The 23,229-nt window shown below is 72.1% G+C and carries 24 protein-coding genes and 1 pseudogene; 11 read left to right on the top strand and 14 right to left on the bottom strand.

The window, feature by feature from the left end; all coding sequences use genetic code 11:
- Positions 1–236, bottom strand: a 236-nt coding sequence (locus ACP4J3_RS27280) for a cbb3-type cytochrome c oxidase subunit I (RefSeq protein ID WP_426538688.1), incomplete at its 3' end; no start/stop codon positions are given.
- A gap of 105 nt (positions 237–341) precedes the next feature.
- On the opposite strand from ACP4J3_RS27280, the gene ACP4J3_RS27275 reads away from it, so the two are divergent.
- On the top strand, positions 342–875 hold the full coding sequence (locus ACP4J3_RS27275; RefSeq protein WP_426538687.1) for an RNA polymerase sigma factor: 534 nt from the start codon (positions 342–344) through the stop codon (positions 873–875).
- Complete coding sequence (locus tag ACP4J3_RS27270) at positions 868–1,857, top strand: CU044_5270 family protein (protein WP_426538686.1); 990 nt, start codon at positions 868–870, stop codon at positions 1,855–1,857. Before ACP4J3_RS27275 ends, ACP4J3_RS27270 begins: the two co-directional genes overlap by 8 nt.
- A gap of 73 nt (positions 1,858–1,930) precedes the next feature.
- Here ACP4J3_RS27270 and ACP4J3_RS27265 read toward each other — a convergent pair whose 3' ends face one another.
- Positions 1,931–2,296 (bottom strand): nuclear transport factor 2 family protein, encoded by a 366-nt coding sequence (locus ACP4J3_RS27265; protein ID WP_426538685.1) that lies wholly within the window; start codon positions 2,294–2,296, stop codon positions 1,931–1,933.
- Positions 2,297–2,465: 169 nt separating this feature from the next.
- On the opposite strand from ACP4J3_RS27265, the gene ACP4J3_RS27260 reads away from it, so the two are divergent.
- Complete coding sequence (locus ACP4J3_RS27260; RefSeq protein WP_426538684.1) at positions 2,466–2,786, top strand: hypothetical protein; 321 nt, start codon at positions 2,466–2,468, stop codon at positions 2,784–2,786.
- A 67-nt stretch (positions 2,787–2,853) separates the two neighbouring features.
- Here ACP4J3_RS27260 and ACP4J3_RS27255 read toward each other — a convergent pair whose 3' ends face one another.
- From ACP4J3_RS27255 to ACP4J3_RS27215, 9 genes are all read right to left on the bottom strand, one after another.
- Positions 2,854–4,053, bottom strand: a complete 1,200-nt coding sequence (locus ACP4J3_RS27255; RefSeq protein ID WP_426538683.1) for a type III PLP-dependent enzyme — start codon at positions 4,051–4,053, stop codon at positions 2,854–2,856.
- Positions 4,050–5,807, bottom strand: a complete 1,758-nt coding sequence (locus ACP4J3_RS27250) for an IucA/IucC family protein (protein WP_426538682.1) — start codon at positions 5,805–5,807, stop codon at positions 4,050–4,052. The genes ACP4J3_RS27255 and ACP4J3_RS27250 overlap by 4 nt, the downstream gene beginning before the upstream one ends.
- Positions 5,807–6,991: an MFS transporter gene (locus ACP4J3_RS27245; protein WP_426538681.1), complete on the bottom strand. Its 1,185-nt coding sequence runs from the start codon at positions 6,989–6,991 to the stop codon at positions 5,807–5,809. The genes ACP4J3_RS27250 and ACP4J3_RS27245 overlap by 1 nt, the downstream gene beginning before the upstream one ends.
- A complete protein-coding gene (locus tag ACP4J3_RS27240) occupies positions 6,988–8,640 on the bottom strand; it encodes an IucA/IucC family protein (RefSeq protein WP_426538680.1) in 1,653 nt (550 codons plus the stop codon). The genes ACP4J3_RS27245 and ACP4J3_RS27240 overlap by 4 nt, the downstream gene beginning before the upstream one ends.
- Positions 8,637–9,812, bottom strand: coding sequence for an ATP-grasp domain-containing protein (locus tag ACP4J3_RS27235; RefSeq protein WP_426538679.1), 1,176 nt, complete (start codon positions 9,810–9,812; stop codon positions 8,637–8,639). The genes ACP4J3_RS27240 and ACP4J3_RS27235 overlap by 4 nt, the downstream gene beginning before the upstream one ends.
- A 92-nt stretch (positions 9,813–9,904) precedes the next feature.
- Positions 9,905–10,921 carry an ABC transporter substrate-binding protein gene (locus tag ACP4J3_RS27230; protein ID WP_426538678.1) on the bottom strand — a complete coding sequence of 339 codons (1,017 nt, stop codon included), beginning with the start codon at positions 10,919–10,921 and terminating at the stop codon, positions 9,905–9,907.
- A 29-nt stretch (positions 10,922–10,950) separates the two neighbouring features.
- Positions 10,951–11,769 (bottom strand): ABC transporter ATP-binding protein, encoded by an 819-nt coding sequence (locus ACP4J3_RS27225; protein ID WP_426538677.1) that lies wholly within the window; start codon positions 11,767–11,769, stop codon positions 10,951–10,953.
- Positions 11,770–11,842: 73 nt separating this feature from the next.
- Positions 11,843–12,892 carry a FecCD family ABC transporter permease gene (locus tag ACP4J3_RS27220; protein WP_426538676.1) on the bottom strand — a complete coding sequence of 350 codons (1,050 nt, stop codon included), beginning with the start codon at positions 12,890–12,892 and terminating at the stop codon, positions 11,843–11,845.
- A complete protein-coding gene (locus ACP4J3_RS27215) occupies positions 12,889–13,881 on the bottom strand; it encodes a FecCD family ABC transporter permease (protein WP_426538694.1) in 993 nt (330 codons plus the stop codon). The genes ACP4J3_RS27220 and ACP4J3_RS27215 overlap by 4 nt, the downstream gene beginning before the upstream one ends.
- A 206-nt stretch (positions 13,882–14,087) precedes the next feature.
- Between ACP4J3_RS27215 and ACP4J3_RS27210 the strand changes: the two genes are divergently transcribed.
- Positions 14,088–14,921: a (2Fe-2S)-binding protein gene (locus tag ACP4J3_RS27210; protein WP_426538675.1), complete on the top strand. Its 834-nt coding sequence runs from the start codon at positions 14,088–14,090 to the stop codon at positions 14,919–14,921.
- 43 nt (positions 14,922–14,964) lie between these two features.
- On the opposite strand, the gene ACP4J3_RS27205 is transcribed toward ACP4J3_RS27210, so the two are convergent.
- Complete coding sequence (locus ACP4J3_RS27205; RefSeq protein ID WP_426538674.1) at positions 14,965–16,719, bottom strand: ABC transporter ATP-binding protein; 1,755 nt, start codon at positions 16,717–16,719, stop codon at positions 14,965–14,967.
- 122 nt (positions 16,720–16,841) lie between these two features.
- On the opposite strand from ACP4J3_RS27205, the gene ACP4J3_RS27200 reads away from it, so the two are divergent.
- The 5 genes from ACP4J3_RS27200 (at position 16,842) to ACP4J3_RS27180 (ending at position 20,376) form a co-directional block, all read left to right on the top strand.
- On the top strand, positions 16,842–17,129 hold the full coding sequence (locus tag ACP4J3_RS27200) for a metal-sensitive transcriptional regulator (protein ID WP_426538673.1): 288 nt from the start codon (positions 16,842–16,844) through the stop codon (positions 17,127–17,129).
- A 78-nt stretch (positions 17,130–17,207) separates the two neighbouring features.
- Positions 17,208–18,296 carry an S-(hydroxymethyl)mycothiol dehydrogenase gene (locus tag ACP4J3_RS27195; RefSeq protein WP_426538672.1) on the top strand — a complete coding sequence of 363 codons (1,089 nt, stop codon included), beginning with the start codon at positions 17,208–17,210 and terminating at the stop codon, positions 18,294–18,296.
- Positions 18,296–18,925, top strand: a complete 630-nt coding sequence (locus ACP4J3_RS27190) for an MBL fold metallo-hydrolase (protein ID WP_426538671.1) — start codon at positions 18,296–18,298, stop codon at positions 18,923–18,925. The genes ACP4J3_RS27195 and ACP4J3_RS27190 overlap by 1 nt, the downstream gene beginning before the upstream one ends.
- 66 nt (positions 18,926–18,991) lie before the next feature.
- Positions 18,992–19,366, top strand: coding sequence for a DUF4180 domain-containing protein (locus tag ACP4J3_RS27185; RefSeq protein ID WP_426538670.1), 375 nt, complete (start codon positions 18,992–18,994; stop codon positions 19,364–19,366).
- Positions 19,367–19,461: 95 nt separating this feature from the next.
- Complete coding sequence (locus tag ACP4J3_RS27180; RefSeq protein WP_426538669.1) at positions 19,462–20,376, top strand: SDR family oxidoreductase; 915 nt, start codon at positions 19,462–19,464, stop codon at positions 20,374–20,376.
- Here ACP4J3_RS27180 and ACP4J3_RS27175 read toward each other — a convergent pair.
- Entirely contained in the window at positions 20,367–20,915 is a 549-nt protein-coding gene (locus tag ACP4J3_RS27175) for a hypothetical protein (protein ID WP_426538668.1), read from the bottom strand. The two genes, ACP4J3_RS27180 and ACP4J3_RS27175, sit on opposite strands and share 10 nt — an antisense overlap.
- A 113-nt stretch (positions 20,916–21,028) precedes the next feature.
- Here ACP4J3_RS27175 and ACP4J3_RS27170 point away from each other — a divergent pair.
- Positions 21,029–21,124: pseudogene (locus ACP4J3_RS27170) on the top strand (oxidoreductase); the annotation flags it as partial.
- 157 nt (positions 21,125–21,281) lie between these two features.
- Positions 21,282–21,983 (top strand): L,D-transpeptidase family protein, encoded by a 702-nt coding sequence (locus tag ACP4J3_RS27165; RefSeq protein ID WP_426538667.1) that lies wholly within the window; start codon positions 21,282–21,284, stop codon positions 21,981–21,983.
- Positions 21,984–22,015: 32 nt separating this feature from the next.
- On the opposite strand, the gene ACP4J3_RS27160 is transcribed toward ACP4J3_RS27165, so the two are convergent.
- Positions 22,016–23,218 carry a Gfo/Idh/MocA family protein gene (locus ACP4J3_RS27160; RefSeq protein ID WP_426538666.1) on the bottom strand — a complete coding sequence of 401 codons (1,203 nt, stop codon included), beginning with the start codon at positions 23,216–23,218 and terminating at the stop codon, positions 22,016–22,018.
- Between the last annotated feature and the right edge of the window lie 11 nt (positions 23,219–23,229).

Below are 23,229 nucleotides of genomic sequence, written 5' to 3'. Positions count from 1 at the left end.
GCGAACATCAGCAGCATGATCGTGCCGTGCATCGTGAACGCCTGGTTGAACTGCTCGTTCGACATGATCTGCAGACCAGGTCGGGCCAGCTCGGCGCGCATGAGCAGCGCCATCACGCCACCGATCACGAAGAACGCGAACGACGTGACCAAGTAGAGCGTTCCGATCGTCTTGTGGTCGGTGGTGGTCAGCCACTGAACGGCCCTGACGCTCTTGATGTCTCTGATCCTCTTCACGCCCCGCCTGTGTCCGCACCCCACCCCTACGTCACACTCGAGTGACGCGACGAGAATCACGCAGACGGGTGTGACGATCCGGCGGGTGCCGGACACGAACGGGACATGAGCAACGACGAGATCTTCGCCGCTGCCTATCGCGAGCACTACTGGGCGGTCAGCCGCTATGTCGCGCGGCGACTGGACGGGCGTACGAGTGAGGTCGAGGAAGTGGTGGCGGAGGTGTTCACCGTCGCCTGGCGCCGCCGCGCCGACCTGCCGGACGCCCCGCTGCCCTGGCTGTACGGCGTGGCACGCAACTGCCTGGCCAACGCGGTACGCGGCTACGGCCGCAGGCGGCGGCTGGTCGACCGCCTCGGCAACGACGACGCGGCGCACGGCCGGCACCTCGCGGCCGGCCCCGACGCGGAGCGCCCCGGCGCCTGGGTGCACGAGGCGCTGGCCCGGCTGTCGGCGGCCGACCAGGAGGTGCTGCGGCTGACGGCGTGGGAGGAACTCGGCGTCGAGGAGCTGGCCGTCGCCCTCGGCTGCGGCAGACGGGCCGCGTCGATGCGGCTGCACCGGGCCCGCCGCCGGCTGAGAGCCGAGATCGACCGTGTGAGCCCGACGACCGCGCCCAAGGAACGAAGCCATGGCTGACGAACTCGAACTGCTGCGCAGGGCCAACCCGGTACCGGCCGACGGCCCGCACTACGGCGACGGCCCGCTGGACCACAACGCCGAACGGCACCTCGGCCAACTGCTGCTCGAGCGCCCGCCCGCCCCCCGCCGCCGTACCCGGCAGGCCTGGGGCCTCGCGGCCACGGCCCTCGTCGTCGCGCTCGTGTCGGCACTGCTGCTCACCGGCCGGACCACCGCCCCCGCGGTCGCCGCGCCCCGCCCGCTGGTCGTGCGGGCCGACTCCACGCCCGTACCGCTGGAGCGGCTGGCCGAGCGGGCCGAGCAGGCCGCGTCGGCGGGCTCGCCCGCGCTGCGCAAGGGCACGCATGTGCAGTCGTGGAGCCTGGCCATGAGCGAGGCCGACGCGCCGATCACCCTCCCGCGGGAGACGATCGTGCGCTGGAACGACGACGACAGCCACACGGAGATCGTCGTGGCGACCGACCCGCGCCACCCCGGCCGGCCGGTCCTCACCGACGAGGGCGGCGAGCCACGGCTCGTCGCCGACGGTCACGTCCTCACCAGGCGGACCTATCCGCCGAGTTGGAGCGACGCCCCGCCGGATTCCCCACCCCCGCAGGACGCCGCAGGACTGCACGACTACCTGGAGGAAGCGGAGCGCGCCTTCCTGTCGGACCACTCGCAGCCGCTGTCCACCGCCGAACTCCTGGACGCCACCAGGACCCTGCTCGACCACTGGACCCTCGGCACCCGCGAGTCGGCCGCGCTGGCCAGGCTGCTGGCGGACGCCGAGGGGCTACGGCCCGTCGGTCAGGTGACGGACCGGCTGGGGCGGCGCGGGCAGGCGTACGTGTACGACGGCCGAGGCAGCCGCCGGATGCTGATCCTCGACCCCGCCGACGGTGCCGTGCTCGGGCTGGAGGCGACCTTCACCCGCGACGATGCCCGCTTCGGCGTGCGGGCCGGTGACGTGATGGAGTACAGCGCCTGGATGCGCTGACCGGCCCGCCCCGCACGTGCCCCGAAGGCCCAGGTCGGTCGTCCCGTGACCTGGACCTTCGGCAGCGTCCTCCCTACTCGTCCCAGGCCTCGATCATGATCTGCCGGGAGATCTTCCCGTCCCGCAGCGTGATCATCGACTCGGCCAGGACGCGCACGCCGTCCGCGTACTCGCAGGACTCGCTGTAGGCCGCGCGGTCACCCTGGACCACACATCCCTCCAGCTTGTGCGTCATGTCGCGGCTGTAGACGTCGGTGAGCATCTCGGCTATCTCGCCACGGCCGTGCAGCACCTTGGGGTGGCTCGGCTGCGCGTTGCGGTTGACGACGCGGATCTCCGCGTCGTCCGTGTAGAGCGACAGCAGCGTGTCCGGGTTCTGTCCTTCTACGGCCCGGCGCAGTGTCTCGGTGTCGAAAGCGGGGGTTGCGGCGGTGCCCATGGTGACCTCCTCAGAGGCCCGCGGCAGGAACGGGTCGGCCGCGAGGGCCTCACCTCCGAGCCTCCTCCGCCCCGCCGGGCTCGGCAAGCGCTGCCGGAGCGCTGGGCCTGACGGGTGAGGGGCGCCGGCCGGCCGTGTCCGGCGGCGGGTCGGTCGCGTTGCGGAAAGCATGATGTCAACACGACGTATCGCCGCCGCCGTTGGTCTCGCAGTCGGTGTCACCGGCCTCGCCGCTCCGCTGGCGAACGCGGGCACGGCGGACGCCTCGAACGCCTCGAAGGCCGGAATGCTCAACCCGGTGACCACCCTCGACCAGCTCGCGATGTCCGGGGTTCCCGCGGACCGCAGGGCGAAGATGCCGCTGCCGTCCCAGCAGCTCGCCCGGCTGGACCAGCTCAAGGAGCTGAGCCGGCAGCAGCAGCGGCCGAAGCAGCAGATCAAGGCCGTCGACACCCCGGTCACCAGGATGCTGCCCGCCGTCGACCTCTGAGGCACCGCACCCAAGGGCCGCCCGTGCACCGGGCGGCCCTTCGCATGTGCCGAGCGTGACGGGCCGCCTACCCAGCGGTGTCCAGGAAGTGGAAACCGGGCCTCGGATGCATCAGGAACTCGTGGTGGGAGATGTTCCACGCATACGCCCCCGCCAGCGCGAACGCCACCCGGTCCGCGGCCCGCAGCCCGGCCGCCGGCACCCGGCGGGCCAGGACGTCCTTCGGGGTGCAGAGCTGCCCCGCCAGGGTGACCGTCCCGCCCTCGGCGGCCGGCCGCGGCCACGGGTGCGGCCAGGCGTCCACCGGCAGGACGGAACACGGCTGGTCGTGCCCCTTGGTCGCCGGGGTGCGCAGATGGTGCGTGCCGCCCCGGACCACGGCGAACTCCTCGCCATGGCTGTGCTTCACGTCCAGCACCTCGGTGGCGTACCAGCCGCAGTACGCCGTCAGCGCCCGCCCCGGCTCGATACGCAGGGTCAGCTCCGGATGCCGCTCCGTCAGCCGGGCGAGCCCCGTGCCGTAGGCCGCCCAGTCGAAGCGGCGCTGCGGGTCGCCGTAGTCGACGTGCATGCCGCCGCCGACGTTCACCTCGTCGAGCCGGACCCCGAGTCCCGTCGCCCACGAGACGACCGACTCGGCCACCGCCACCTGCTGCGCGGCCTGGAGTCCGCTGGCCAAGTGGGCGTGGATGCCGCGCAGTTCGAGCTGCGGGTAGGCGCCGTCGGCCAGTTGCCGGATCACCGGCTCGGCGCGTGCGGGATCCATGCCGAACGGCGTCGGCCGGCCGCCCATCGCGAGCGAGCTGCCCGCCAGCGACCCGTCGCCCACCGGCAGGTTGACGCGCGCCAGCACCGCCACCCGCCGACCCGGCACCACCCGCCGCGCCAGCTCGGCCAGCATGCCCAGCTCATACTCGCTCTCGACGTGGAAGCGCTCGACCCCCTGCTCCAGCGCGGCCGTCACCTCGTCCGGAGTCTTGCCGGGACCACCGAAGGCCAACGGGCGCCCCGGTACGGCCTTGGCGACATGGGCGAGTTCGCCGCCCGAGGAGACCTCGTAGCCGTCGACGTACGGGCCGAGCGCGCCGAGGATCTCCGGCTCCGGGTTGGCCTTGGCGGCGTAGTACAGCTCGACCCGCTCCGGGAGCGCGTCCCGCACGGTGGCGGCGTGGGCGCGTAGGGCCGCCAAGTCGTAGATGTACGCGGGGAGTTCGGTCGAGGGGAGGGACAGGACGCGGTCGCGGACCGCGGGCGTGGGCGGCGTCATCGGGCGGCACCTCCGGTCGTGTCGCGCAGGACGTCCTCGGCGAGCGGCGACGGCAGCCGCACATACCCCGCGTCCCGGTCGGCCTTGCGTTCCCAGCGGGTGAGGAGATTTGCCTTGGCGGGCAGCGGCACCCCGGCGAGGAGGGCGGCCAGCCGGGGCGGGCAGCCCCGGTCGTCGGCGTACGCCCGGATCGTGTCGCGCACCCGGGACCACAGCGCGGCCTCCGCCTGCGGGTGCAGGTCGGCGAGGGCGGCGAGCAGCTCGGCGACATGGTTGACCAGCAGGCAGTAGACGACGCGGTCCCAGCCGCGCTGCGCGTCGTACGTCATCGGCCCCGCGACCTCGGGCGGCAGCGCGCCGAGGGTGTCCCGGTGGTGGTCGGGGACCAGCTTGGTGCCCTCCAGGTCGCGGAAGAGGACCTGGGCGGGCCTGCCGTCGCCGTCGACGCAGATCAGGACGTTCTGGAGGTGGGGCTCCAGGACCAGTCCGTGGTCGAAGTACGCGGACAGCACGGGCGGGACGAGGAGGCCGAGGTACGTCGACCACCAGTCGAGGGCCGTGCGTTCGTCCGCGCCGGCCAGGAGCCGGGACAGATGCGCGGCGCCGGTCGGATACTCGTCGGCGACGGCTGCCGCGAGTAGGGGAGTGGTGCCGGGGGCGAGCCGGTTCGGCAGTCCCTCGCGGACGATCACCCCGAAGCCCTCGAACAGCGCGCGGTCCGGGGTGCCGTCCGGACCCGGCAGGGCGAGCGTGCGGTAGGCCGGCTCGCGCAGCATGTCGCTGCCGGGGAAACGCTCCGCCAGGTCGGCGAGGGCCGGGGCCAGCACGCGGGTCAGGGCGACGGCGCCGGACAGCTCGTAACTGCTGTTCTTGCGCAGGCAGTTGGTGATCCGCACGTTCAGGCTGAACTTCAGGAAGGTCTCCCCGTCGTACAGCGTGCGCACCGACGCGGTGGCGGCGAAGGGCTCCCCGCCGGGGCCCAGGTCGAGGATGTCGCCCCGGTCGAGGGCGGCGCGCAGCAGCGGGTGCTCGCGCAGCGTCTCGTACTGCCAGGGGTGGGCCGGCAGCAGCCGGTAGCCGTCCGGGACGTCCGTGCGCTGCCGGTCCAGCGGGGCGACGGACGCGGGGTCGGTGTACTCCTCGGCGATCAGGTGGGGGCGCACCGCGAGGTGCCGCAGCGGGAAGGACGCGCCCACCTCGGGAGCGTACGCGGACCAGGCGCGCGGGTCGCCCGTGCGGGCCTTCGGGGTGGGGTGGAAGCGGTGGCCGAACAGCAGGGACTGCTCCGAGGCCAGGTAGGCGGAGAGCCGGTCGTCCGCGGGGCGGGCCGTTCGCGGGGCGGCCAGGGCGGTTGCGACGGCGCCGTGGCTGGAGACGATCTGCTCCAGGAACTCCTCGTTGCGCACACCCGTGCGCAGCCACAGCTCGTCGTGCGTGTACTCGGCCAGCCGCCGCCAGTCCACCTCCACCCAGTCCTCGCCGCACTGCTCGCTCACCGGCCCGGTGAACCGGTGCGCGCCGAGCAGCGACGTACGGCGCAGGGCGACGCGCAGCAGGACCCCGCGGCGGGGCAGCCGCAGCAGCAGCTTGCCGTCGGTGACGACGCTCTGGTGCTCGGGTCCTGAGACCTCGCGCAGCAGGCAGTTGAGGAGGGTGTGGGCCACCACCTCGTCGGCGGCGGGCAGTTCGGCGGGGGACTGGGGCGAGGGCGAGAGCTTGCGGGACGTCCCGAGCGAGTCGGTCAGGGAGGGCATCAACGGCTCCAGCGGGTGCGCAGGTGCGAGGAGGGGAGAGCAACGGCCGCGATGGCGGCGGCGGCACCGCCGATCAGCACGGGTGCGGCCGGTCCGAAGCGGGCGCTGCCCGCCGCCGCGGCCACGCCGGCGGCGACCGCGCCGGCCTTGGAGAAGAACTCCAGCGAACCGAACAGGCCGCCGGGCGCCCGGCCCTTGGCGCAGTCGGCGGCCAGCACCGACAGACACACAAGGCCGAGCGTGAGCCCCGCACCCAGCAGCAGCCGTACGGCGATCAGACCGGCCAGGGACCCGGCGACCGCGTGCCCGGCGAGCCCGAGCGCGATGCAGGTGAAGCCCAGCGCGAGCCCGGTGCGCGGCCGGTCCCGGAAGGCGGCGTGCACGGCCAGCGCCGCCACCAGATAGCACAGGTGGGGCAGGGCGAACAGGACGCCGGACAGCGCCGGGGAGGTGCCCGGGAGCCGGTCGCCGACGAGCGCGATGAGGTACGGGAAGGAGATGACGGTGGAGAACACGAAGGCGAACTCCAGGACGTAGAGGGTCTTCAGGGAGACGATCGGCTGAGCGGCGTCGACCGCCTCGGGTATGTGCTCCGGCTCCCGCGCGCGCTCGGGCTCGGGCAGCGCCGCCAGCAGCAGGGCGGCCGTGAGCGGCAGCACGGCGAGCAGGGCGTACTGCCGGTGCGGGGACAGCCAGCCCGACAGCGAGCCCACCACGATCGGCGCGGCGACCAGCGCGGCCCGCGCGCTGCCCTGCATCAGGGTGAGCGCCTTCGACAGGGCCGGACCCTCCAGGGCGGCGCCCAGATAGCCGTTGGACGCGGCGAACGTGCCGCCCAGGATGCCCTGGAGCACCAGGGCCAGCGTGAAGGTCGTCAGCGAGTCCGCCCAGCCCGCGATCAGGAAGGACACCGCGAGCCCCAACTGGGCACGCAGCAGCAGCCGTTTACGGCCGTACCGGTCGGCGAGCCGCCCCCACAGAGGGGCACCGAGCGCGCCGAACACCGTCGGCACGACATAGAGCACCCCGGCCCAGCGGGCGTTCCGGTCGCCCAGCTCCGGAAGGATCTCGGTGAGATACGGCGGCAGCCCCAGCGCGGCGAACGACGCCACGAAGTAGCAGCCCGCCACCGCGTGCACCTGCGCACGCCCGGACGCCGGCATCCGCAGCGCCTGGGCGCTCATGCCGAACCCCCCTGGGACAGCAGGTAGTTGGGGCCGGTCGTGTAGTGCTTGTTGATGTCGGCGGCACCCGAACGCTCCTTGGACAGCAGCGTCCCGGCCGTCACCATCGCCTTCACCGGCAGCTCCGGCGCCTTGAGCACGCGAGCGCGCAGGACGTCCGCCGCGTCGCCGCCGAGCCGGTCGACCGCCTCGGTCAGCCGCTCACGGATGAGCCGCAGCAGGGCCTGGCGGTGCCGTGCCGAACCGAAGGCGTAGGCGCCGGCGCACAGATGGACGGTGATCGTGGTGAACACGTCGGCGACCGGCCCGTCGCCCGTGCCGAGGATCCGGGCGTCGTCGAAGTCCCACGGCCCGGGCAGGGCGGCGGCGAGCCGCTCGGCGTTGATCCGCGGCCCGTCGTTGTCCTTGAACAGCAGCCGCAGCTCGCCCGGCCGCAGCACCAGGGAGATGTTCTGCTGGTGCGACTCCAGCGCGATGCCGTAGCCGAACAGCGTGGTCTGCCAGTCGAACAGCAGGGTGAGGGCCGCGTCCAGCAGGGCGAGCGGGTCACCGCCGTAGAAGCGGTCGGCGAGCCCGTCGATGACCGGGCGGCCGTCCGGCGCCTCGGCCAGGAGCGCCGCCAGCGGCACCACCGTGCAGTCGTCGAGCCCGGCCGGGTAGCGGCGGCACAGCACGGCCAGCAGCTCGTGCCCGGCATGGGCGTACGTCGTTTCGTCGGCGTGCAGGACCGTCTCCCGGAAGCGGGGCTCGCGGGCGATCACCGCCTCCAGCAGCCGCTGCCCCACCGCTCCGTCGACCAGCGTGCCGGGCTTGATGGTCCGCTTGTTGCGCAGGCCCAGCGTGGCCGTGGCGAGGGGGAGCTTGAGGTGAACGCAAGGATCGTCGACCGTGGCCACGGTCCGCATGGAGAGGGTCGGTACGACGTCCAGGTGGGCGTGTTCGGCCAGTACGGTGCCGCCGGGCAGGGCGTCGACGGTCAGCGGATGCACGGGCAGCGTCACATGCGTGTCCCGCAGGCCGGGCAGGCCCAGCGCGTCGGGCGTCGGCCAGAACTCCGGCAGCTTGCCCGTCACGGTGACCTCGTCCCGGGGCACGGCCAGCCAGCGCAGCGCGAAGCGCGGGTGGAACTCGGGGGCGTACGCGCGCAGTTGCTCCTCCGTCAGCCCCGAACGGCCGCGGGCCGTCGGGTAGACGGGGTGGTCGTGGCGGGCGGCGAGCGTGTCGTACGTCAGGCTGCCGGCGAGGCCGGGCCCGTCCGTGAGCCGGGCCATGACCTCCGCCCGTGTCGCCGCGTGCAGCCGCATCGTCGCCAGCGTCTGACGGCACTCCTCGGCGAACGCGTCGAAGCCGCCCCGGTCCTCGGGATCGGCGAGCTCACGCAGTGCGCCGAGCACGCTCTGATACGAGGTCAGCTCGGCACCGTCCGACTCGCGTACGAGGAGGGGCCGTCGGGCGGCGTATTCGCACTGGAATCCGTCCTCGGCGACCGGCAGCAGCAGGGCCTCGCCTCCCGTGGCGAGCCGCAACCAGGGGCCGTCCGGCTCGTGGACGATCATGCCGCGGGTGCGCAGGCCGACCACGTCCTCGCGCAGGAGAGCGCTCAGCACACGGGTGAGGAGTTCCGCCACGCAGGGGTCCGCCGCCGTCACGGCTGGATCTCCCAGCGCCGCTCGGCCAGGAAGTCCGCCACCGCCCGGTCCACGGCCGGCTGGTCGGTGCCGGTGGCGCGCAGGACGCCGAGGTAGTCCCGGTTGGTGCGGTACAGCTCGTGGCGCTCGCCCACCGCGCGCAGCGGACGGTACGTCAGATGGACGCCGTCCACGTCCAGGTCGGCGGCGGCCGGGGCCCCGACGAGGGTGCCGGCGCGGTCCGCGCACGGGTACTCCAGGCGGGCGGCGCCGTCGCGGCGGGCGCCGAGGTCGGCCGGGAGCGGCTCGCCCAGGTGGGTGCGCAGGATGTGCTCGAAGAGCGGGATCTCCAGGAGCCGGGCCAGCAGCAGGTCGCACTGGTCGCCGATGGCGCGGTAGTTGACCTCGATGATCCGCGCCCGCCCCTCGTGCACCACGAACTCGGTGTGACAGGCCCCGAACCCGACGCCCAGCGCGTCCAACTGCCGCAGGACCTGTGCGACGACCGGCTCGGGGTGGGCGGGGACGAAGGTGAGGCGTTCCTCGATGAAGTACGGCGGCGGCGACAGCTCGGTGTGGAAGCCGCCCAGGACATGGCGGACCCGCCCGTCGCCGAGAGTCTCCAGGGTGAACAGGTCGCCGGGCAGGTACTCCTCGACGACCAGGACGGCGCCCGGGCGGCGGTTCAGGATCTCCTTGGCCTGCGCCACGAGTTCCTCCGGGCCGTCTACGCGGACGACGTCCTCGCTGGCCACGCCCTCACGCGGCTTGAGCACACAGGGGTAGGGCGCGTCGGCGGGCGCGACCGGCTCGGTCAGCTCGGCCGACCACACGGTGTCCACGCCGGCCGCGGCGAGCCGGCGGCGCATCTCGGCCTTGTCCTTGCAGCGCAGGGCGGCCCGCCAGTCCTTGCCGGGGAGGCCGAACCAGTCGGCGGCCAGGGCGGCCTGGGTCTGCAGGTGGTCGCTGTTGGTGAAGACGGCGTCGGGCGCGTGATGGGTGGAGACACGGGTGATCACGGCCCGGAAGTCACGGACGTCGCACTCCAGGACCTCGATCTCCGGGTAGGAGCGGCGGTGCGCGTCGGGCTGGTCGGTGAGGACGGTGACGTCCAGGCCCAGCTCGGCGGCGGCGGGCAGGAAGCCCTCGGTGACGGAGTCGGTCGGATTGAGGGCGAGCAGGTACAGGCGCATGGCAGAGGAGCGGCTTCCGCTAGCGGGTGGGGGGTGAGGGGCGGACCGATGCCGGTCGGGGGCACGGCCCGCCCCGTGTGATGCGGCGGCGGTTACTTCGCCGGGAGCTCCACGCCGGTGGCCTTCGCCACGTCCTTGAGCATCTCCTCGGCGGCCTGGACGCCGATGCCGGACATCCAGATCTCGTCCTTGACCTCGACGACCTTGCCGTTCTTCACGGCCGGGAGGTCCTTCCACACCGGGTTGGACGTGACCTCCTTCTTCTGGGTCTTGTCCTCGGCGTCGGCGGCGCAGACGAAGATCAGGTCGGCGTCGGCCTGGTCGATCTCCTCGGGGCTGACGTCCTTCATCGTGACCTCGGGGTCGTCGGAGATCTGCGACTTCGGGCGCTGGAGGCCGATGTCGTTCAGGACGACGCCGCTGTAGGAGTTGGTCTGGTACAGACGGGTCGGACCGGCGATGAAGCGGACCACGGACACGACCGGCATCTTGCCGCCGTCCTTCTTCTCGATCGCCTCACCGAGCGCCTTGGCCTGCGTCTCGTACTCCTTCAGCTTGGCCGCGGCCTCCTTCTCCAGGCCCAGCGCCTCGGCGTGGACCTTGAGGTTCTCCTTCCAGACACCGCCGGTGGTCTCGGTGAACACGGTCGGGGCGATGGCGCTGAGCTTGTCGTAGACCTTCTCGTGCCGGACCTTGGAGGACAGGATCAGATCGGGCTTGAGGGAGGCGATCTTCTCCAGGTTCGGCTCAAGGAGCGGGCCGACGTCGACGGTGTCCTTCAACTCGCCGTCCAGGTACGTCGGGAAGCCGCCCGACGTCTTGAAGTGCGGGGCGACCGCGCCGACCGGGTCGATGCCGAGCAGGGTGACGTCGTCCAGCTCACCGGTGTCGAGCACGACGACCCGCTTGGGCTGGGAGGGGATCTTCACATCGCCCATCACGGTCTTCAGGGTGCGCGGGAAGGCGGAGCTGTCGCCCGCGGCCTTGGCCGTGTCGCTTTCGCTGGAGGAGGAGGCCTCGCCGCCGCACGCGGCGAGGACGGCCGTACCGAGCACGACGGCGAGCAGCACGGCGATCAGCCGGCCGATTCCGCGCAAGGGAGATCGCATAACGGGGTCTTTCTGTGAGTGGGGACGGATCAGGCGGTCGCGGCTGAGTGCCGCACCGCACTGCTCTTCGGAACGACCAGCGGGGTGCCGGTCTCCGGGTCGGGGATCACCCGGCAGTCCACGTCGAACACGGACTTCACCAGCTCCGCGTCCAGTACGTCGGCCGGGGCGCCGGCGGCGGCGAGCCGGCCCTCCTTGAGGACCACCATGTGGTCCGCGTAGCGGGCGGCCTGTCCGAGGTCGTGCAGCACCATCACCACGGTGCGGCCCGCCTCGGCGTGCAGGGCGGCCACCAGGTCGAGGACGTCGAGCTGGTGCCGCAGATCGAGGAAGGTGGTGGGCTCGTCGAGCAGCAGCAGCTCGGTGTCCTGCGCCAGCGCCAGCGCGATCCAGGCGCGCTGGCGCTGACCGCCGGAGAGCTGGTCGACGGGCTGGTCGCGCAGGGCGGCGGTGCCGGTGCGCTCCAGGGCCTCGTCCACCGCCTTCTGGTCGGCGGCCGACCAGGGGCTCAGCAGCCGCTGGTGCGGATAGCGGCCCAGCCGCACCAGGGCCTCCACGGTGATCGCCTCCGGGGTGACCGGCTGCTGCGGCAGCAGCCCCATACGGCGGGCCAGCGCCCTGGCGGACATGCGGTGGATGTCGGAGCCGTCGAGCGTGACCGACCCGGCGGCCGGGGCGAGCAGCCGGCTCAGCCCTCTCAACAGGGTCGACTTGCCGCAGGCGTTGGGGCCGACGATCGCGGTGACCGCGCCGCCGGGCAGCGTCAGGTCGAGGCCGCCGACCACGGTCCGGTCGCCGTAGCGCAGATCGAGGCCCCGGGTGGAGAGCTGGTTGGCGGTCACGGACATCTGCGGCTCCTGGGGCCGGTGCGGGACATGTGCGGTTCCTGAACGCCGGTGGGGTGTGCGTGCGGGGCGCAGGTCATCCGTGGCTCCTCCTGACGGGCGAGCTCTGGCGCAGCATCAGCACCAGCAGCCAGGGCGCGCCGAGAGTGGCCGTGACCGCGCCGACGGGCAGCCCCTCGATCGGCAGCAGATGCTGTACGACCAGGTCGGAGGCGAGCAGCAGCACCGCCCCGGTGAGCGCGGCCAGCGCCAGCGACGCGGCCGTCGGCGGTCCGGTGACGAACCGCACGATGTGCGGCACAGCGAGCGCCACGAAGGTGACCGGCCCGGCGAGCGCGGCCGCCAGCGACGCCAAGGCGACGGCGATCACGAGCAGTTGGAGCCGTGCCGAGGACGTACGCAGGCCCAGCGCGCCCGCCGAGTCGTCCCCGAGGTCGAGCACGGCCAGCCGGCGGTTCATGACCAGGGCCGCGGTGAGCGCGAGCACCATGGCGCCGCCCGCTCCCCACACCTCGGTCCAGGTCCGCCCGTACACCGAACCGGTGGTCCACTGCAGCGCCGATCCGGCGAGCTCGGCAGGGAAGCGCACGATCATCAGGTTCACGGCGGCGGCGAGCCCCGCCTGCACGGCGAGGCCGGTGAGTACCAGCCGGGTGACCGCGAGCCCGGAACCCCAGGCGAACACGCCAAGGAGCAGGGCCGCGAGGAGCCCGCCGCCGAGTGCCCCGAGCGGGATCAGCGCCTGCGAGGCCCCGGCGGCGATCAGCGCGACCGCGCCCAGGGAGGCCCCGCCGGTCACGCCCATGACGTCGGGGGAGGCCAGCGGATTGCGGAACAGCCGTTGCAGCACGGAGCCCGCCGCCGCGAGCCCCGCACCGGCGACGATCGCCGCGACCGACCGGGGCGCCCGGAACTGCTGCACCACCAGCACGTCCCCCGGATCGCCGAGCCCGACGAGGGCCCGCAGCGCCGTGCCCGCGGACATCGGTATCTCACCCGTCGTCAGGGACACGGTGAGCAGCACCAACAGCAGGGCCAGACCGGTCACGGCGAACAGCAGGACGCGGCGCCGGACCCGGGCGCGGGAGGTGGACTTCGCCGGCACGGCGACGACCGCGGCGCTCATCGGGCCGCCCTCCGTGCCAGCAGCGCCAGCAGGGGCGCGCCCAGGAACGCGGTCACGATGCCGACCTCCAGCTCCGAGGGGCGGATCACCAGGCGGCCGAGCACATCGGCCGCGAGCAGCAGCAGCGGACCGGCGATCAGACAGCCCGGCACCAGCAGCCGGTGGTCGCCGCCGAGCAGTGGCCGTACGAGATGGGGTGCGGCGAGTCCGATGAAGGCGATCGGGCCGGCCACCGCGACCGCCGACCCGGCGAGCAGGATGACCGCGACACCGCCGGCCAGCCGGACCCGGGCCACCGGAACCCCGAGCGCCTGGGCCGAATCGTCGCCCAGGGCGAGGGCGTTGAGGGCGGGGGCGACGGCCAGCGCGACGACCAGGCCGAGCAGCAGGGTCGGCAGGACCGGCCACAGGACGTCCAGGGTGCGCCCGGACAGGGAGCCGGCCAGCCAGAAGCGGGCCTCGTCCAGGGTGCGCTGGTTCATCAGCATCACCGCGTTCGTCCAGGACAGCAGCACGAGTTGGAGCACGGTGCCGCCGAGCGCCAGCCGTACGGCGTCGATGTCCCCGGCGCGCCGGGCCAGCGCCTGCGCGAACAGGGCGGCACCGGCCGCACCCGCGAAGGCGAACCACACGTACTGGGCGGGGCTGTTGAGCTTCAGCGCGAAGATGGCGACGACGACCGCGAAACCGGCGCCCGCGTTGATGCCGAGCGTGGTCGGCGAGGCCAGCGGATTGCGGGTGATGCCCTGGGCGACGGCGCCGGCGACCCCGAGCGCGGCGCCCACCGCGAGCCCGATGACGGTTCTCGGCAGGCGCAGCCCGGTCACCACGAGGGCTTCGCGGCCGTGAGCGTTCCCGAACAGCGCGTCGGCCACCGTGCCGAGCGGCACGGAGCGGGCGCCGAGGGCCAGGCTCAGCGCGGCGCAGAGCACCAGGGCGGCGAGTCCGGTGAGGAAGAGCGGGATGTGCCGCAGGGCACGGAAGGGCACACCGACGGGTGCGCCCCGTTGGGTCGCAGTCACAAGCCGTGAGCTTAGGTTAGGCTTGCTTTACGTTTCAATCGCTGTGTGATCACTGTGACATACGCGATAGGCGATCACCCGCGACCGGTCCACCTGGCATTCTGTGCTTGATCGCTATTGTAAGGTAAGCCTTACCTGGTTGGCTCTCATCGAAACCTCGTACAGGAGCGCCGATGTCCGTGGCCCTGACAACCCCGTCCGCCGGCGCCGTCGCGCGCACGCTCGGTGATGTCTATGCCCGGCTCACCGAACTCTGCCCGGTGCTGTCGGTGCGAGTCGCCGAGGAGAGCCGGGCGGGTGTGTCGGCGGCGGAGCTGGTGAAGGACGAGTCCGTGCTCGACGCCTTCGTGGTGGCGGAGGCGGCCCGGATTCACGATCGCCACGGGGTCGTTCCGCGTCGCGACGTCGCCGCCTCACGCGCCCTGCACGACTACGCCTGGTCGGTCTCGCTCCTGATGAGCGGAGCCCGGTACCTCGAACGCCGGGTGCCCCGGATCCGCCCCGAGGACCTGCGCCTGGACCTCGCCACGGCCGAGTTCACCATCATCCCTGGGAGCGACCTCGCCTGCCTGGCCGACGACCCGGCGGCCGGGCTCCCCGGAGCGGTGACGGTCCCTCACGAAGACGCGCTGGATGCCGAGTTGCGGGCCGCGGTCGCCGATCACATGGGCCCGCTCCTTGACGCGATCGGCCCCATCGCGCGGCGCCGCTCACGCGCCCTGTGGGGCATGGTCTGCGACGACCTGGTCTCCGGCATCTGGCACCTTGGCCGCATGCTGGGCCGCGAGGACGAGGCCGTGCGGGCGGCCACCCGGCTGCTGCCGAGCCCCGTGTCCCCGTACCCGAGCGGCGCCGGCTTCCGCCACCTCACGACCGACGACGGGCGCCGGCACCCCACGCGCACCCGCGCCGGATGCTGCATGTACTACACGATCCGCCCGGCCGAGGCGTGCGCCACCTGCCCCCGCACCTGCGACGCGGAGCGGCTGCGCCGCCTTCAGGGCTGAAACGGCGATCCGAGGCCGCGCCGCCGGGCGCGACCGGCGCAGCTCACTCGGCCGTCGCCAGGAACTGCGTCGCCGCCAGCTCCGCGTACAGCGGGTCCGCGGCCACGAGTTCGCGATGGGTGCCCACCGCGCGCACCCGGCCCGCGTCCATCACCACGATCCGGTCGGCCATCGTCACCGTCGACAGCCGGTGCGCGACGACCAGCACCGTCGTCGTACGGGCGACATCGGCGACCGTGTCGCGCAGCGCCGCCTCGTTCACCGCGTCGAGCTGGGACGTCGCCTCGTCGAGCAGCAGCAGCCGGGGGCGGCGCAGCAGGGCGCGGGCGATGGCCACGCGCTGGCGCTCACCTCCCGACAGCCTGGTGCCGCGATGCCCGACGAGCGTCTCCAGACCGTCGGGCAGCCGCGCGACCAGCCCGTCCAGCCGGGTCGTCTTCAGTACGCGCGTGAGGGAGTCCTCGTCCGCGTCCGGGTTGCCGAGCAGCAGATTGGCGCGCAGCGAGCCAGACAGCACCGGGGCGTCCTGCTCCACATAGCCGATCGCGGAACGCAGTTGAGGCAGCTCCCACTCCGCCAGGTCCCGCCCGTCCAGCGAGATGGTCCCGCCCTCGGGGTCGTAGAACCGCTCGAGCAGCGAGAAGACCGTCGTCTTGCCGGCCCCCGACGGACCCACGAACGCCGTCATGCCCTGCGCGGGCACGGCGAACGTCACCCCGTGATGGACGTACGGCAGATCCTCGGCGTACCGGAAGCGCACGTCCTCGAAGGCCAGCGCGGCGGGCTCCGCCCCGGTGGCGGGCAACGGCGCGGGCTGCGCGGCCGGTTCGGCGGGCAGCCGCAGCGCCTCCTGGATCCGGGCGAGCGCCGCCGCCCCCGTCTGGTACTGCGTGATCGCGCCGACGACCTGCTGGATCGGCGACATCAGATAGAACACGTACAGCAGGAACGCCACCAGCGTGCCGATGTCGATCGCCCCGGTCGCCACCCGCGCCCCGCCCACCGCGAGCACCGTGATGAACGCGATCTGCATGGCGAGCCCCGCCGTGTTGCCCGCCGCGGCCGACCACTTGGCGGCCCGCACGCTCTGCCGCCACGACTCCTCGGCGGCCTCGTGCAGCGTCCGCTCCTCCCGGTGCTCCGCGCCGGACGCCTTCACCGTGCGCAGCGCGCCGAGTATCCGCTCCAGCGAGGCCCCCATCACGCCGACCGCGTCCTGCGCCTGCCGACTGGCCCTGTTGATGCGCGGCACGATCACGCCGAGCACCGTGCCGGCGCCCAGGATCACGGCGAGCGTGACCGCGAGCAGCACCGGATCCACCAGTCCCATCATCGCCACCGTCGCCACGAGGGTCAGCCCTCCGGTGCCGAGGCCCACCAGTGAATCGGTCGTGACCTCGCGCAGCAGCGTCGTGTCGGAGGTGATACGGGCCATCAGATCGCCCGGCTCGCTGCGGTCCACGGCGGTGATGCGCAGCCGCAGCAGATACGACGACAGGGCGCGCCGCGCGCCGAGCACCACCGACTCGGCGGTGCGCCGCAGCACGTACGAACCCAGCGCGCCCAGCGCCGCGTTGGCGACCACCAGCGCCGACATGATCAGCAGCGCTCCGGTGATGGCCCGGTCATGGGACAGGTCGTCGATCAGCTCCCGCGCCACCAGCGGCAGCAGCAGCCCCGTGGCACCCGTGACCAGCGAGAGCAGGGCGCCCACCAGCAGGGTCCACCGGTGCGGGCGCACATAGCCCAGGAGCAGCCGCCAGGTGGACGGGGCGGCAGGGGTCTCTGCGATGCTCACGGGGCTCCTTCGGCGTCGTACGGAGTCGTACGGAGCATTCAGGCTACGTCGGCTCCCGCCCGCGGGACCCGCCGGTTTCCGGGAGGGGTAAAATACCCCTAAGGGTATGTAGAGGAGTGAATGTGGAGCTTCAGTTCGAGGGCGACGACCTCAAGTCGGTGCTGAACCGGCTGCGCCGGGCGCAGGGGCAGATCTCCGGAGTGATCAGGATGATCGAGGAGGGCCGTGACTGCGAGGACGTGGTCACCCAGCTCGCCGCCGCCTCGCGCGCCCTCGACCGGGCCGGCTTCGCGATCATCGCGACCGGGCTGCAGCAGTGCCTCACCGACGCCGAGAAGGCCGGGAGCGACGGGGAAACGACGGAGCAGATGAAGGCCCGGCTGGAGAAGCTCTTCCTGTCGCTGGCGTAGGCATGTCCGTGCCTTTACCGATCAGTCACGTCTAGGGTCGGAACTGCACGAACGTCCGCGGAGGAAAGGTTTGGCACCATGGCGCAGGAAGTGCGGGGCGTGATCGCTCCGGGCAAGGACGAGGCCGTGCGTGTGGAGACGATCGTCGTGCCGGATCCGGGGCCGGGCGAGGCGGTGGTCCAGGTGCAGGCCTGCGGGGTGTGCCACACCGACCTGCACTACAAGCAGGGCGGCATCAGCGACGACTTTCCCTTCCTGCTCGGTCACGAGGCGGCCGGCGTGGTGGAGTCCGTCGGCGAGGGCGTCACGGACGTCGAACCCGGTGACTTCGTCATCCTCAACTGGCGTGCGGTGTGCGGGAGCTGCCGCGCCTGTCTGCGCGGGCGTCCCTGGTACTGCTTCGACACCCACAACGCCGAGCAGAAGATGACCCTCGCCGCCACCGGCCAGGAACTCTCGCCGGCCCTCGGCATCGGCGCCTTCGCGGAGAAGACGCTGGTCGCGGCCGGACAGTGCACCAAGGTCGACCCGTCGGTGGCCCCGGCGGTGGCGGGACTGCTCGGCTGCGGGGTGATGGCGGGCATCGGCGCCGCCATCAACACCGGCCACGTGGGCCGCGGCGACTCGGTCGCCGTCATCGGCTGCGGCGGCGTCGGCGACGCGGCCATCGCCGGATCGAACCTGGCCGGCGCCGCGAAGATCATCGCCGTCGACATCGACGACCGGAAACTGGAGAAGGCCCGCACCATGGGGGCCACGCACACCGTCAACTCCCGCGAGACCGATCCGGTCGAGGCGATCCGCGAGCTGACCGGCGGCTTCGGCGCCGACGTCGTCATCGAGGCGGTCGGCCGCCCGGAGACGTACCGGCAGGCCTTCTACGCCCGCGATCTCGCCGGCACGGTCGTCCTGGTCGGCGTCCCCACCCCCGAGATGAAGCTGGAACTGCCGCTGCTCGATGTCTTCGGCCGCGGTGGGTCGCTGAAGTCGAGTTGGTACGGCGACTGCCTGCCCTCCCGTGACTTCCCGATGCTGATCGACCTGCACCAGCAAGGCCGGCTGGACCTCGGCGCGTTCGTCACCGAGACCATCCAACTGGACGAGGTGGAGAAGGCGTTCGAGCGCATGCACCGCGGCGACGTCCTGCGCTCGGTGGTGGAGCTCTGATGGCCTCCCGTATCGAACGCCTCGTCACCTCCGGACAGTTCACGCTCGACGGCGGCACCTGGGACGTCGACAACAACGTGTGGCTGGTCGGCGACGACCACGAGGTCATCGTCATCGACGCCGCCCACGACGCCGACGCCATCGCCGAGGCCGTCGGCGACCGGCGCCTCACCGCGATCGTGTGCACCCACGCCCACAACGACCACATCGACGCCGCGCCCGCCCTGGCCGACCGCACCGGCGCCACGATCTGGCTCCACCCCGACGACCTGCCGCTGTGGAAGCAGACCCACCCGGACCGCGACCCCGACGCCCACCTCCAGGACGGCCAGATCATCGAGGCGGCGGGCGCCGACCTGACGGTCCTGCACACCCCGGGGCACGCACCCGGTGCGGTCTGTCTGCACGACCCCGGCCTGGACGTCGTCTTCACCGGCGACACCCTCTTCCAGGGCGGCCCCGGCGCCACCGGCCGCTCCTACTCCCACTTCCCGACCATCATCGACTCGATCCGCGACCGGCTGCTGACCCTCCCGCCCGAGACGAAGGTCCTCACCGGCCACGGCGAGACGACCACCATCGGCGACGAGGCCCCGCACCTGGCGGAGTGGATCGACCGAGGCCACTGAGGCCGGAACCGGCCGGACCGGAAAACCCGTGGTCAGGGGCGTGACGCGACCGTACGATCACGCCCCATGACCACCAACACGCTCGTGACCCTCCATGACGTACGCGTCCTGCGCTGCGCTCCCGACGGCCCGCCCCTGGACAGCGAGAGCGCGGCGCTCGATCTGATCGGCGACGCCTTCGGGCAGGAGGCCGAGGTGGTCGCCGTGCCCGTGCAGCGAGCCGGGGACGAGTTCTTCCGGCTGCGGTCGGGTGTCGCGGGCGCGATCATGCAGAAGTTCGCGAACTACCGGCTGCGCCTGGTCCTCGTCGGCGACATCTCCCACCACGTCGCCGAGAGCACGGCCCTGCGCGACTTCGTCCACGAGACCAACGCCGGCGGTCACATCTGGTTCCTGCCGAGCTACGACGACCTCGACGCCCGCCTGCGCTCTGCCGGGTGACCTCTCGACAAGGCCAGTAAAAGGCGACAGAAGATGTCCGGCTTACCCGGCACCCTCGAGAGCGACACCGCACACAAGGGCACGGGAGGCCGGACATGTCACAGCCGCTGAAGGACAAGGTCGCGCTGGTCGCCGGGGCGACACGGGGAGCCGGACGCGGCATCGCCGTGGAACTCGGGGCGGCGGGCGCCACCGTCTACGTCACGGGACGCAGCACGCGCGCCCGGCGCTCGGAGTACGACCGCCCGGAGACCATCGAGGACACCGCCGACCTGGTCACCGAAGCGGGCGGCCGGGGCATCGCCGTACCCACCGACCACCTCGACCCGGCGCAGGTCCGCACCCTCGTGGACCGCATCGCCGACGAACAGGGCCGCCTTGACGTCCTCGTCAACGACATCTGGGGCGGCGAGAAGCTCTTCGCCTGGGACAGCCCCGTCTGGGAGCACGACCTCGACAAGGGCCTCAGGCTGCTCCGCCTCGCGGTCGAGACCCACGCCATCACCAACCACCACGCCCTGCCGCTGCTGCTGCGCCACCCGGGCGGACTGGTGATCGAGATGACCGACGGCACGGCGGACTACAACAACGCCCACTACCGCAGCTCCTTCTTCTACGACCTCGCCAAGGCGTCCGTGCTGCGCATGGCCTTCTCCCTCGGCCATGAACTCGGACCGCGCGGCGCCACCGCCGTCGCGCTCACCCCGGGCTGGCTGCGCTCGGAGATGATGCTGGAGGGCTTCGGCGTGCGGGAGGACAACTGGCGCGACGCCCTCGAACGCGTCCCGCACTTCGCCATCTCCGAGACCCCGCGCTACGTCGGCCGCGCCGTCGCCGCCCTCGCCGCCGACCCGGAGGTGGCCCGCTGGAACGGCGAGTCCCTCTCCAGCGGACAGCTCGCCCAGGTCTACGGCTTCACCGACCTCGACGGCAGCCGGCCCGACGCCTGGCGGTATCTGGTCGAGGTGCAGGACGAGGGGAAGCCGGCGGACACGACGGGTTACCGCTGAGGCGGGACCGGGTCGGCCGTCCGGATCGCCCAGCGCGCGGAGTGGCCGGGCGGGAGGCCGAGGTCCTCCCGCACCGCCGCGTAGTACGCCTCACGCCCGGCCCGCTGGCGCTCCAGCAGCGCCTGCCATGCCTCCCGATCCCGACCCGGCTCGCGTACGAAGCTCTCCATGTCCATCACCGTAACGACCCAGGCCCGTGCACTCTCCACCACGGCGATGCTGCCCAACATGATCAACGCCTCGCCCGAGGGATCCCGTTCGCTGTTCGCCTCGGCCAGCAGCGGCTCGGCCTCCGCGAGGGTGAGAGGGGCCGGATGGGTGCTGTAGCCGTTGTGGGAAGCGACCCGGTACGTGATCGTCACCGTCTTCTTCACCGACCGCGCGTAGTCGGCGTACACGGCGAGCCGTCGCTCCTCCCAACGCGCCGCCTGCTCCCGCCGAAACCTCGCCTGATCGCCCCGCACGACCACCACATACGAACCGAGCGCGCCGATCACGACGCCGAGAAGCGCGGGGAGCTGCTGAATGAACACCGACATGTTCATCACGCTAGCCGCCCGTTGATCGTCCCGGCACTACGGTTTGCGTCCATGACGGACCCGACGCGCTTCGCGGCTCACGCAGTCCCGATCACCGGGCCCGCGACCTCGACATCACCACTCTCCAGGACTTCGGCAACCACGGCTACAGCGCCGCGAAGGCCGGCCTCGGCTCCCTCACCCGTACCCTCGCGGGCCATGCCGCACCCGTGGCGTCCGGCGCCGGGGCGACGACGCCTGAGGCGGGTGCCGAACTGGGGATGTTTCACCGTTTGGTCACAGCCCGGCCGACGCCACAACCGATGCTCCGGCACGCCGGTCTAGCAGGCAGAAGTCCACACGAACAGGTAAGGGAAGGGCTCGGCCATGGGGGACATACGCAGACGGCGCGCCGTCGCACTCGGCATCACCGCGGGACTGGTCGCACCGCTCACGCTGACGCTCGCCGCCGCACCGGCGCAGGCGGCTCCGAGCTGTACGACCCAGGCCGGGCCGTACCAGAAAAAGGTGGAGAAGTTCCTCGGCCGCCCGGTCGACGGCAGGCAGTCCGCCGCCGACTGCAGGGCCATCCGGGCCTTCCAGACCAAGCACGGCATCACCCCGAACGTCGGCTACGCGGGTCCCATCACCTGGGGCGTGATGGACCTGATGAACAAGCAGAAGGCCGTCGGCAGGAACCCCAACAAGGACGGCAAGTGCCCCGTCAACAAGGGCCGGATCGCCTGTGTGAACCTCACGCTCCAGCTCAGCTGGATCCAGGACGGCAGCAGGCTGGTGTACGGCCCGGTCCCGGTCCGCACCGGCCGTAACGGCTACGAGACGCGCACCGGTCTGAAGAAGATCTACTGGCGCAACATCGACCACGTGTCGACCATCTACCACGTGCCCATGCCCTACGCGCAGTTCTTCGACGGCGGCCAGGCCTTCCACTCGGTCGGCGTCAGCATGTGGAACCCGCCCGGCTCGCACGGCTGCGTCAACATGAGGAAGACCGACGCGAAGAAGTACTGGTCGCTGCTGAAGAACGGCGACGACGTCTACGTGTACGGCCGCAAGCCGGGCACCTGACACACCACAGGCACCCGGCTCGCGCAGGAACGTCACGCCTCCGGCGCGTCCCCGAAGTCCGGGATCTCCAGCCTGGCCCCGCCCTGCCGCGCGGACTCGTGCGCGACGATGCCCGGCAGGGTGTAGCGGGCCGCCACCCACGCGTTCACGGACGGCAGGGTGCGGCTGTTGACCGCGGTCACGAAGTCGTCGACCAGGAAGTGGTGGCTGCCCTCATGGCCGTTGTGCAGGTTGTCGAACTCCCGCGGCAGCCGGGCGCGGTCGTGCACCGGCGCCGAACCCGAGGTGAAGGCGGCCCGCAGCTCCGGCGCGATGTGCTCGAGTGACGGGTCGTCAGGGGACATCGTGGGCTTGGGCTCAAGCAGCTCGCTGATGTCCTTCACCCCCTTCTTGTCCTGCCACAGGGCCACCGTGGCGAGCTGCTCCATGCTCGCCTCGGTACCGAAGAAGCGGAACCGCGACTCCCTTATGTGCGAGGGGTAGCCGACCCGCCGGAACTCGTTCGTACGGAACGAGCCGCCGCCCGCGACCTCGAACAGCGCGGTCGCGTTGGACACGTCGTTGCCGAACTCGCTGACCTCCTTGTCGAAGACGCCGTCGCCGCGGTCGTCCACGACACCGATCGCCGAGACGCTGACGGCGTGCGTCCGCCATGCCCCGAGCACGCCGCCGACCGAGTGCGTCGGGTACAGCAGCGGGGGATAGGAGGCGGTGGCCTTCCAGTTCTCGCCGCCGCTGTACTGGTACGCCTCGTAGAACCCCAGGTCCATGTCGTGGACGTAGTCGCCCTCGGCGTAGAACAGCCGCCCGAAGGCGCCCTCGGCGATCCGGTTGCGGGCGTGCACGGTCGCCGGGTTGTACTGGCTGGTCTCGCCCATCATGTACGTCAGCCCGGTCGCCTTGACCGCGTCGATGATCGCCGCGATCTCCTCGGCGGTGATCGCCATGGGGACGGCGGAGTAGACGTGCTTGCCGGCGTTCAGGCCCTGGAGCACCAGCGGGCCGTGGGTCCAGCGCTGGGTGAAGACGGCGACCGCGTCGACGGCCGGGGATTCCAGCATGGCCTCGTACGTGGGGAAGGTGCCCGCCAGCCTCTGTGCGGCGGCGAGTTGTTCGGCCCGTTCGGGCAGCAGATCGGTGACGTACACGTCGCTGACCCCGGGGTGGGCCTGGAACAACGTGGCGAACTGGCCGGAGAACTGTCCGGCGCCGACGATGCCGATCGAGAACGTCATGTAAGGCGTGC

Source organism: Streptomyces sp. UG1, from assembly GCF_049974585.1.
Lineage (GTDB): Bacteria > Actinomycetota > Actinomycetes > Streptomycetales > Streptomycetaceae > Streptomyces.
Note: the sequence above shows the minus strand (reverse complement) of the source record. Positions and strands in the feature narration are given on the sequence as shown.

Excerpts from the sequence above, each read along its gene's own strand:
- ACP4J3_RS27165 (WP_426538667.1), top strand. The coding sequence starts at position 21,282 with ATGGGGGACATACGCAGACGGCGCGCCGTCGCACTCGGCATCACCGCG.
- ACP4J3_RS27160 (WP_426538666.1), bottom strand. The coding sequence starts at position 23,218 with ATGACGTTCTCGATCGGCATCGTCGGCGCCGGACAGTTCTCCGGCCAG.
- ACP4J3_RS27195 (WP_426538672.1), top strand. The coding sequence starts at position 17,208 with ATGGCGCAGGAAGTGCGGGGCGTGATCGCTCCGGGCAAGGACGAGGCC.
- ACP4J3_RS27245 (WP_426538681.1), bottom strand. The coding sequence starts at position 6,991 with ATGAGCGCCCAGGCGCTGCGGATGCCGGCGTCCGGGCGTGCGCAGGTG.
- ACP4J3_RS27250 (WP_426538682.1), bottom strand. The coding sequence starts at position 5,807 with ATGCCCTCCCTGACCGACTCGCTCGGGACGTCCCGCAAGCTCTCGCCC.
- ACP4J3_RS27255 (WP_426538683.1), bottom strand. The coding sequence starts at position 4,053 with ATGACGCCGCCCACGCCCGCGGTCCGCGACCGCGTCCTGTCCCTCCCC.
- ACP4J3_RS27225 (WP_426538677.1), bottom strand. The coding sequence starts at position 11,769 with ATGTCCGTGACCGCCAACCAGCTCTCCACCCGGGGCCTCGATCTGCGC.
- ACP4J3_RS27185 (WP_426538670.1), top strand. The coding sequence starts at position 18,992 with ATGACCACCAACACGCTCGTGACCCTCCATGACGTACGCGTCCTGCGC.
- ACP4J3_RS27275 (WP_426538687.1), top strand. The coding sequence starts at position 342 with ATGAGCAACGACGAGATCTTCGCCGCTGCCTATCGCGAGCACTACTGG.
- ACP4J3_RS27260 (WP_426538684.1), top strand. The coding sequence starts at position 2,466 with ATGATGTCAACACGACGTATCGCCGCCGCCGTTGGTCTCGCAGTCGGT.
- ACP4J3_RS27220 (WP_426538676.1), bottom strand. The coding sequence starts at position 12,892 with ATGAGCGCCGCGGTCGTCGCCGTGCCGGCGAAGTCCACCTCCCGCGCC.
- ACP4J3_RS27265 (WP_426538685.1), bottom strand. The coding sequence starts at position 2,296 with ATGGGCACCGCCGCAACCCCCGCTTTCGACACCGAGACACTGCGCCGG.
- ACP4J3_RS27190 (WP_426538671.1), top strand. The coding sequence starts at position 18,296 with ATGGCCTCCCGTATCGAACGCCTCGTCACCTCCGGACAGTTCACGCTC.
- ACP4J3_RS27180 (WP_426538669.1), top strand. The coding sequence starts at position 19,462 with ATGTCACAGCCGCTGAAGGACAAGGTCGCGCTGGTCGCCGGGGCGACA.
- ACP4J3_RS27175 (WP_426538668.1), bottom strand. The coding sequence starts at position 20,915 with ATGTCGGTGTTCATTCAGCAGCTCCCCGCGCTTCTCGGCGTCGTGATC.
- ACP4J3_RS27230 (WP_426538678.1), bottom strand. The coding sequence starts at position 10,921 with ATGCGATCTCCCTTGCGCGGAATCGGCCGGCTGATCGCCGTGCTGCTC.
- ACP4J3_RS27235 (WP_426538679.1), bottom strand. The coding sequence starts at position 9,812 with ATGCGCCTGTACCTGCTCGCCCTCAATCCGACCGACTCCGTCACCGAG.
- ACP4J3_RS27210 (WP_426538675.1), top strand. The coding sequence starts at position 14,088 with ATGTCCGTGGCCCTGACAACCCCGTCCGCCGGCGCCGTCGCGCGCACG.
- ACP4J3_RS27270 (WP_426538686.1), top strand. The coding sequence starts at position 868 with ATGGCTGACGAACTCGAACTGCTGCGCAGGGCCAACCCGGTACCGGCC.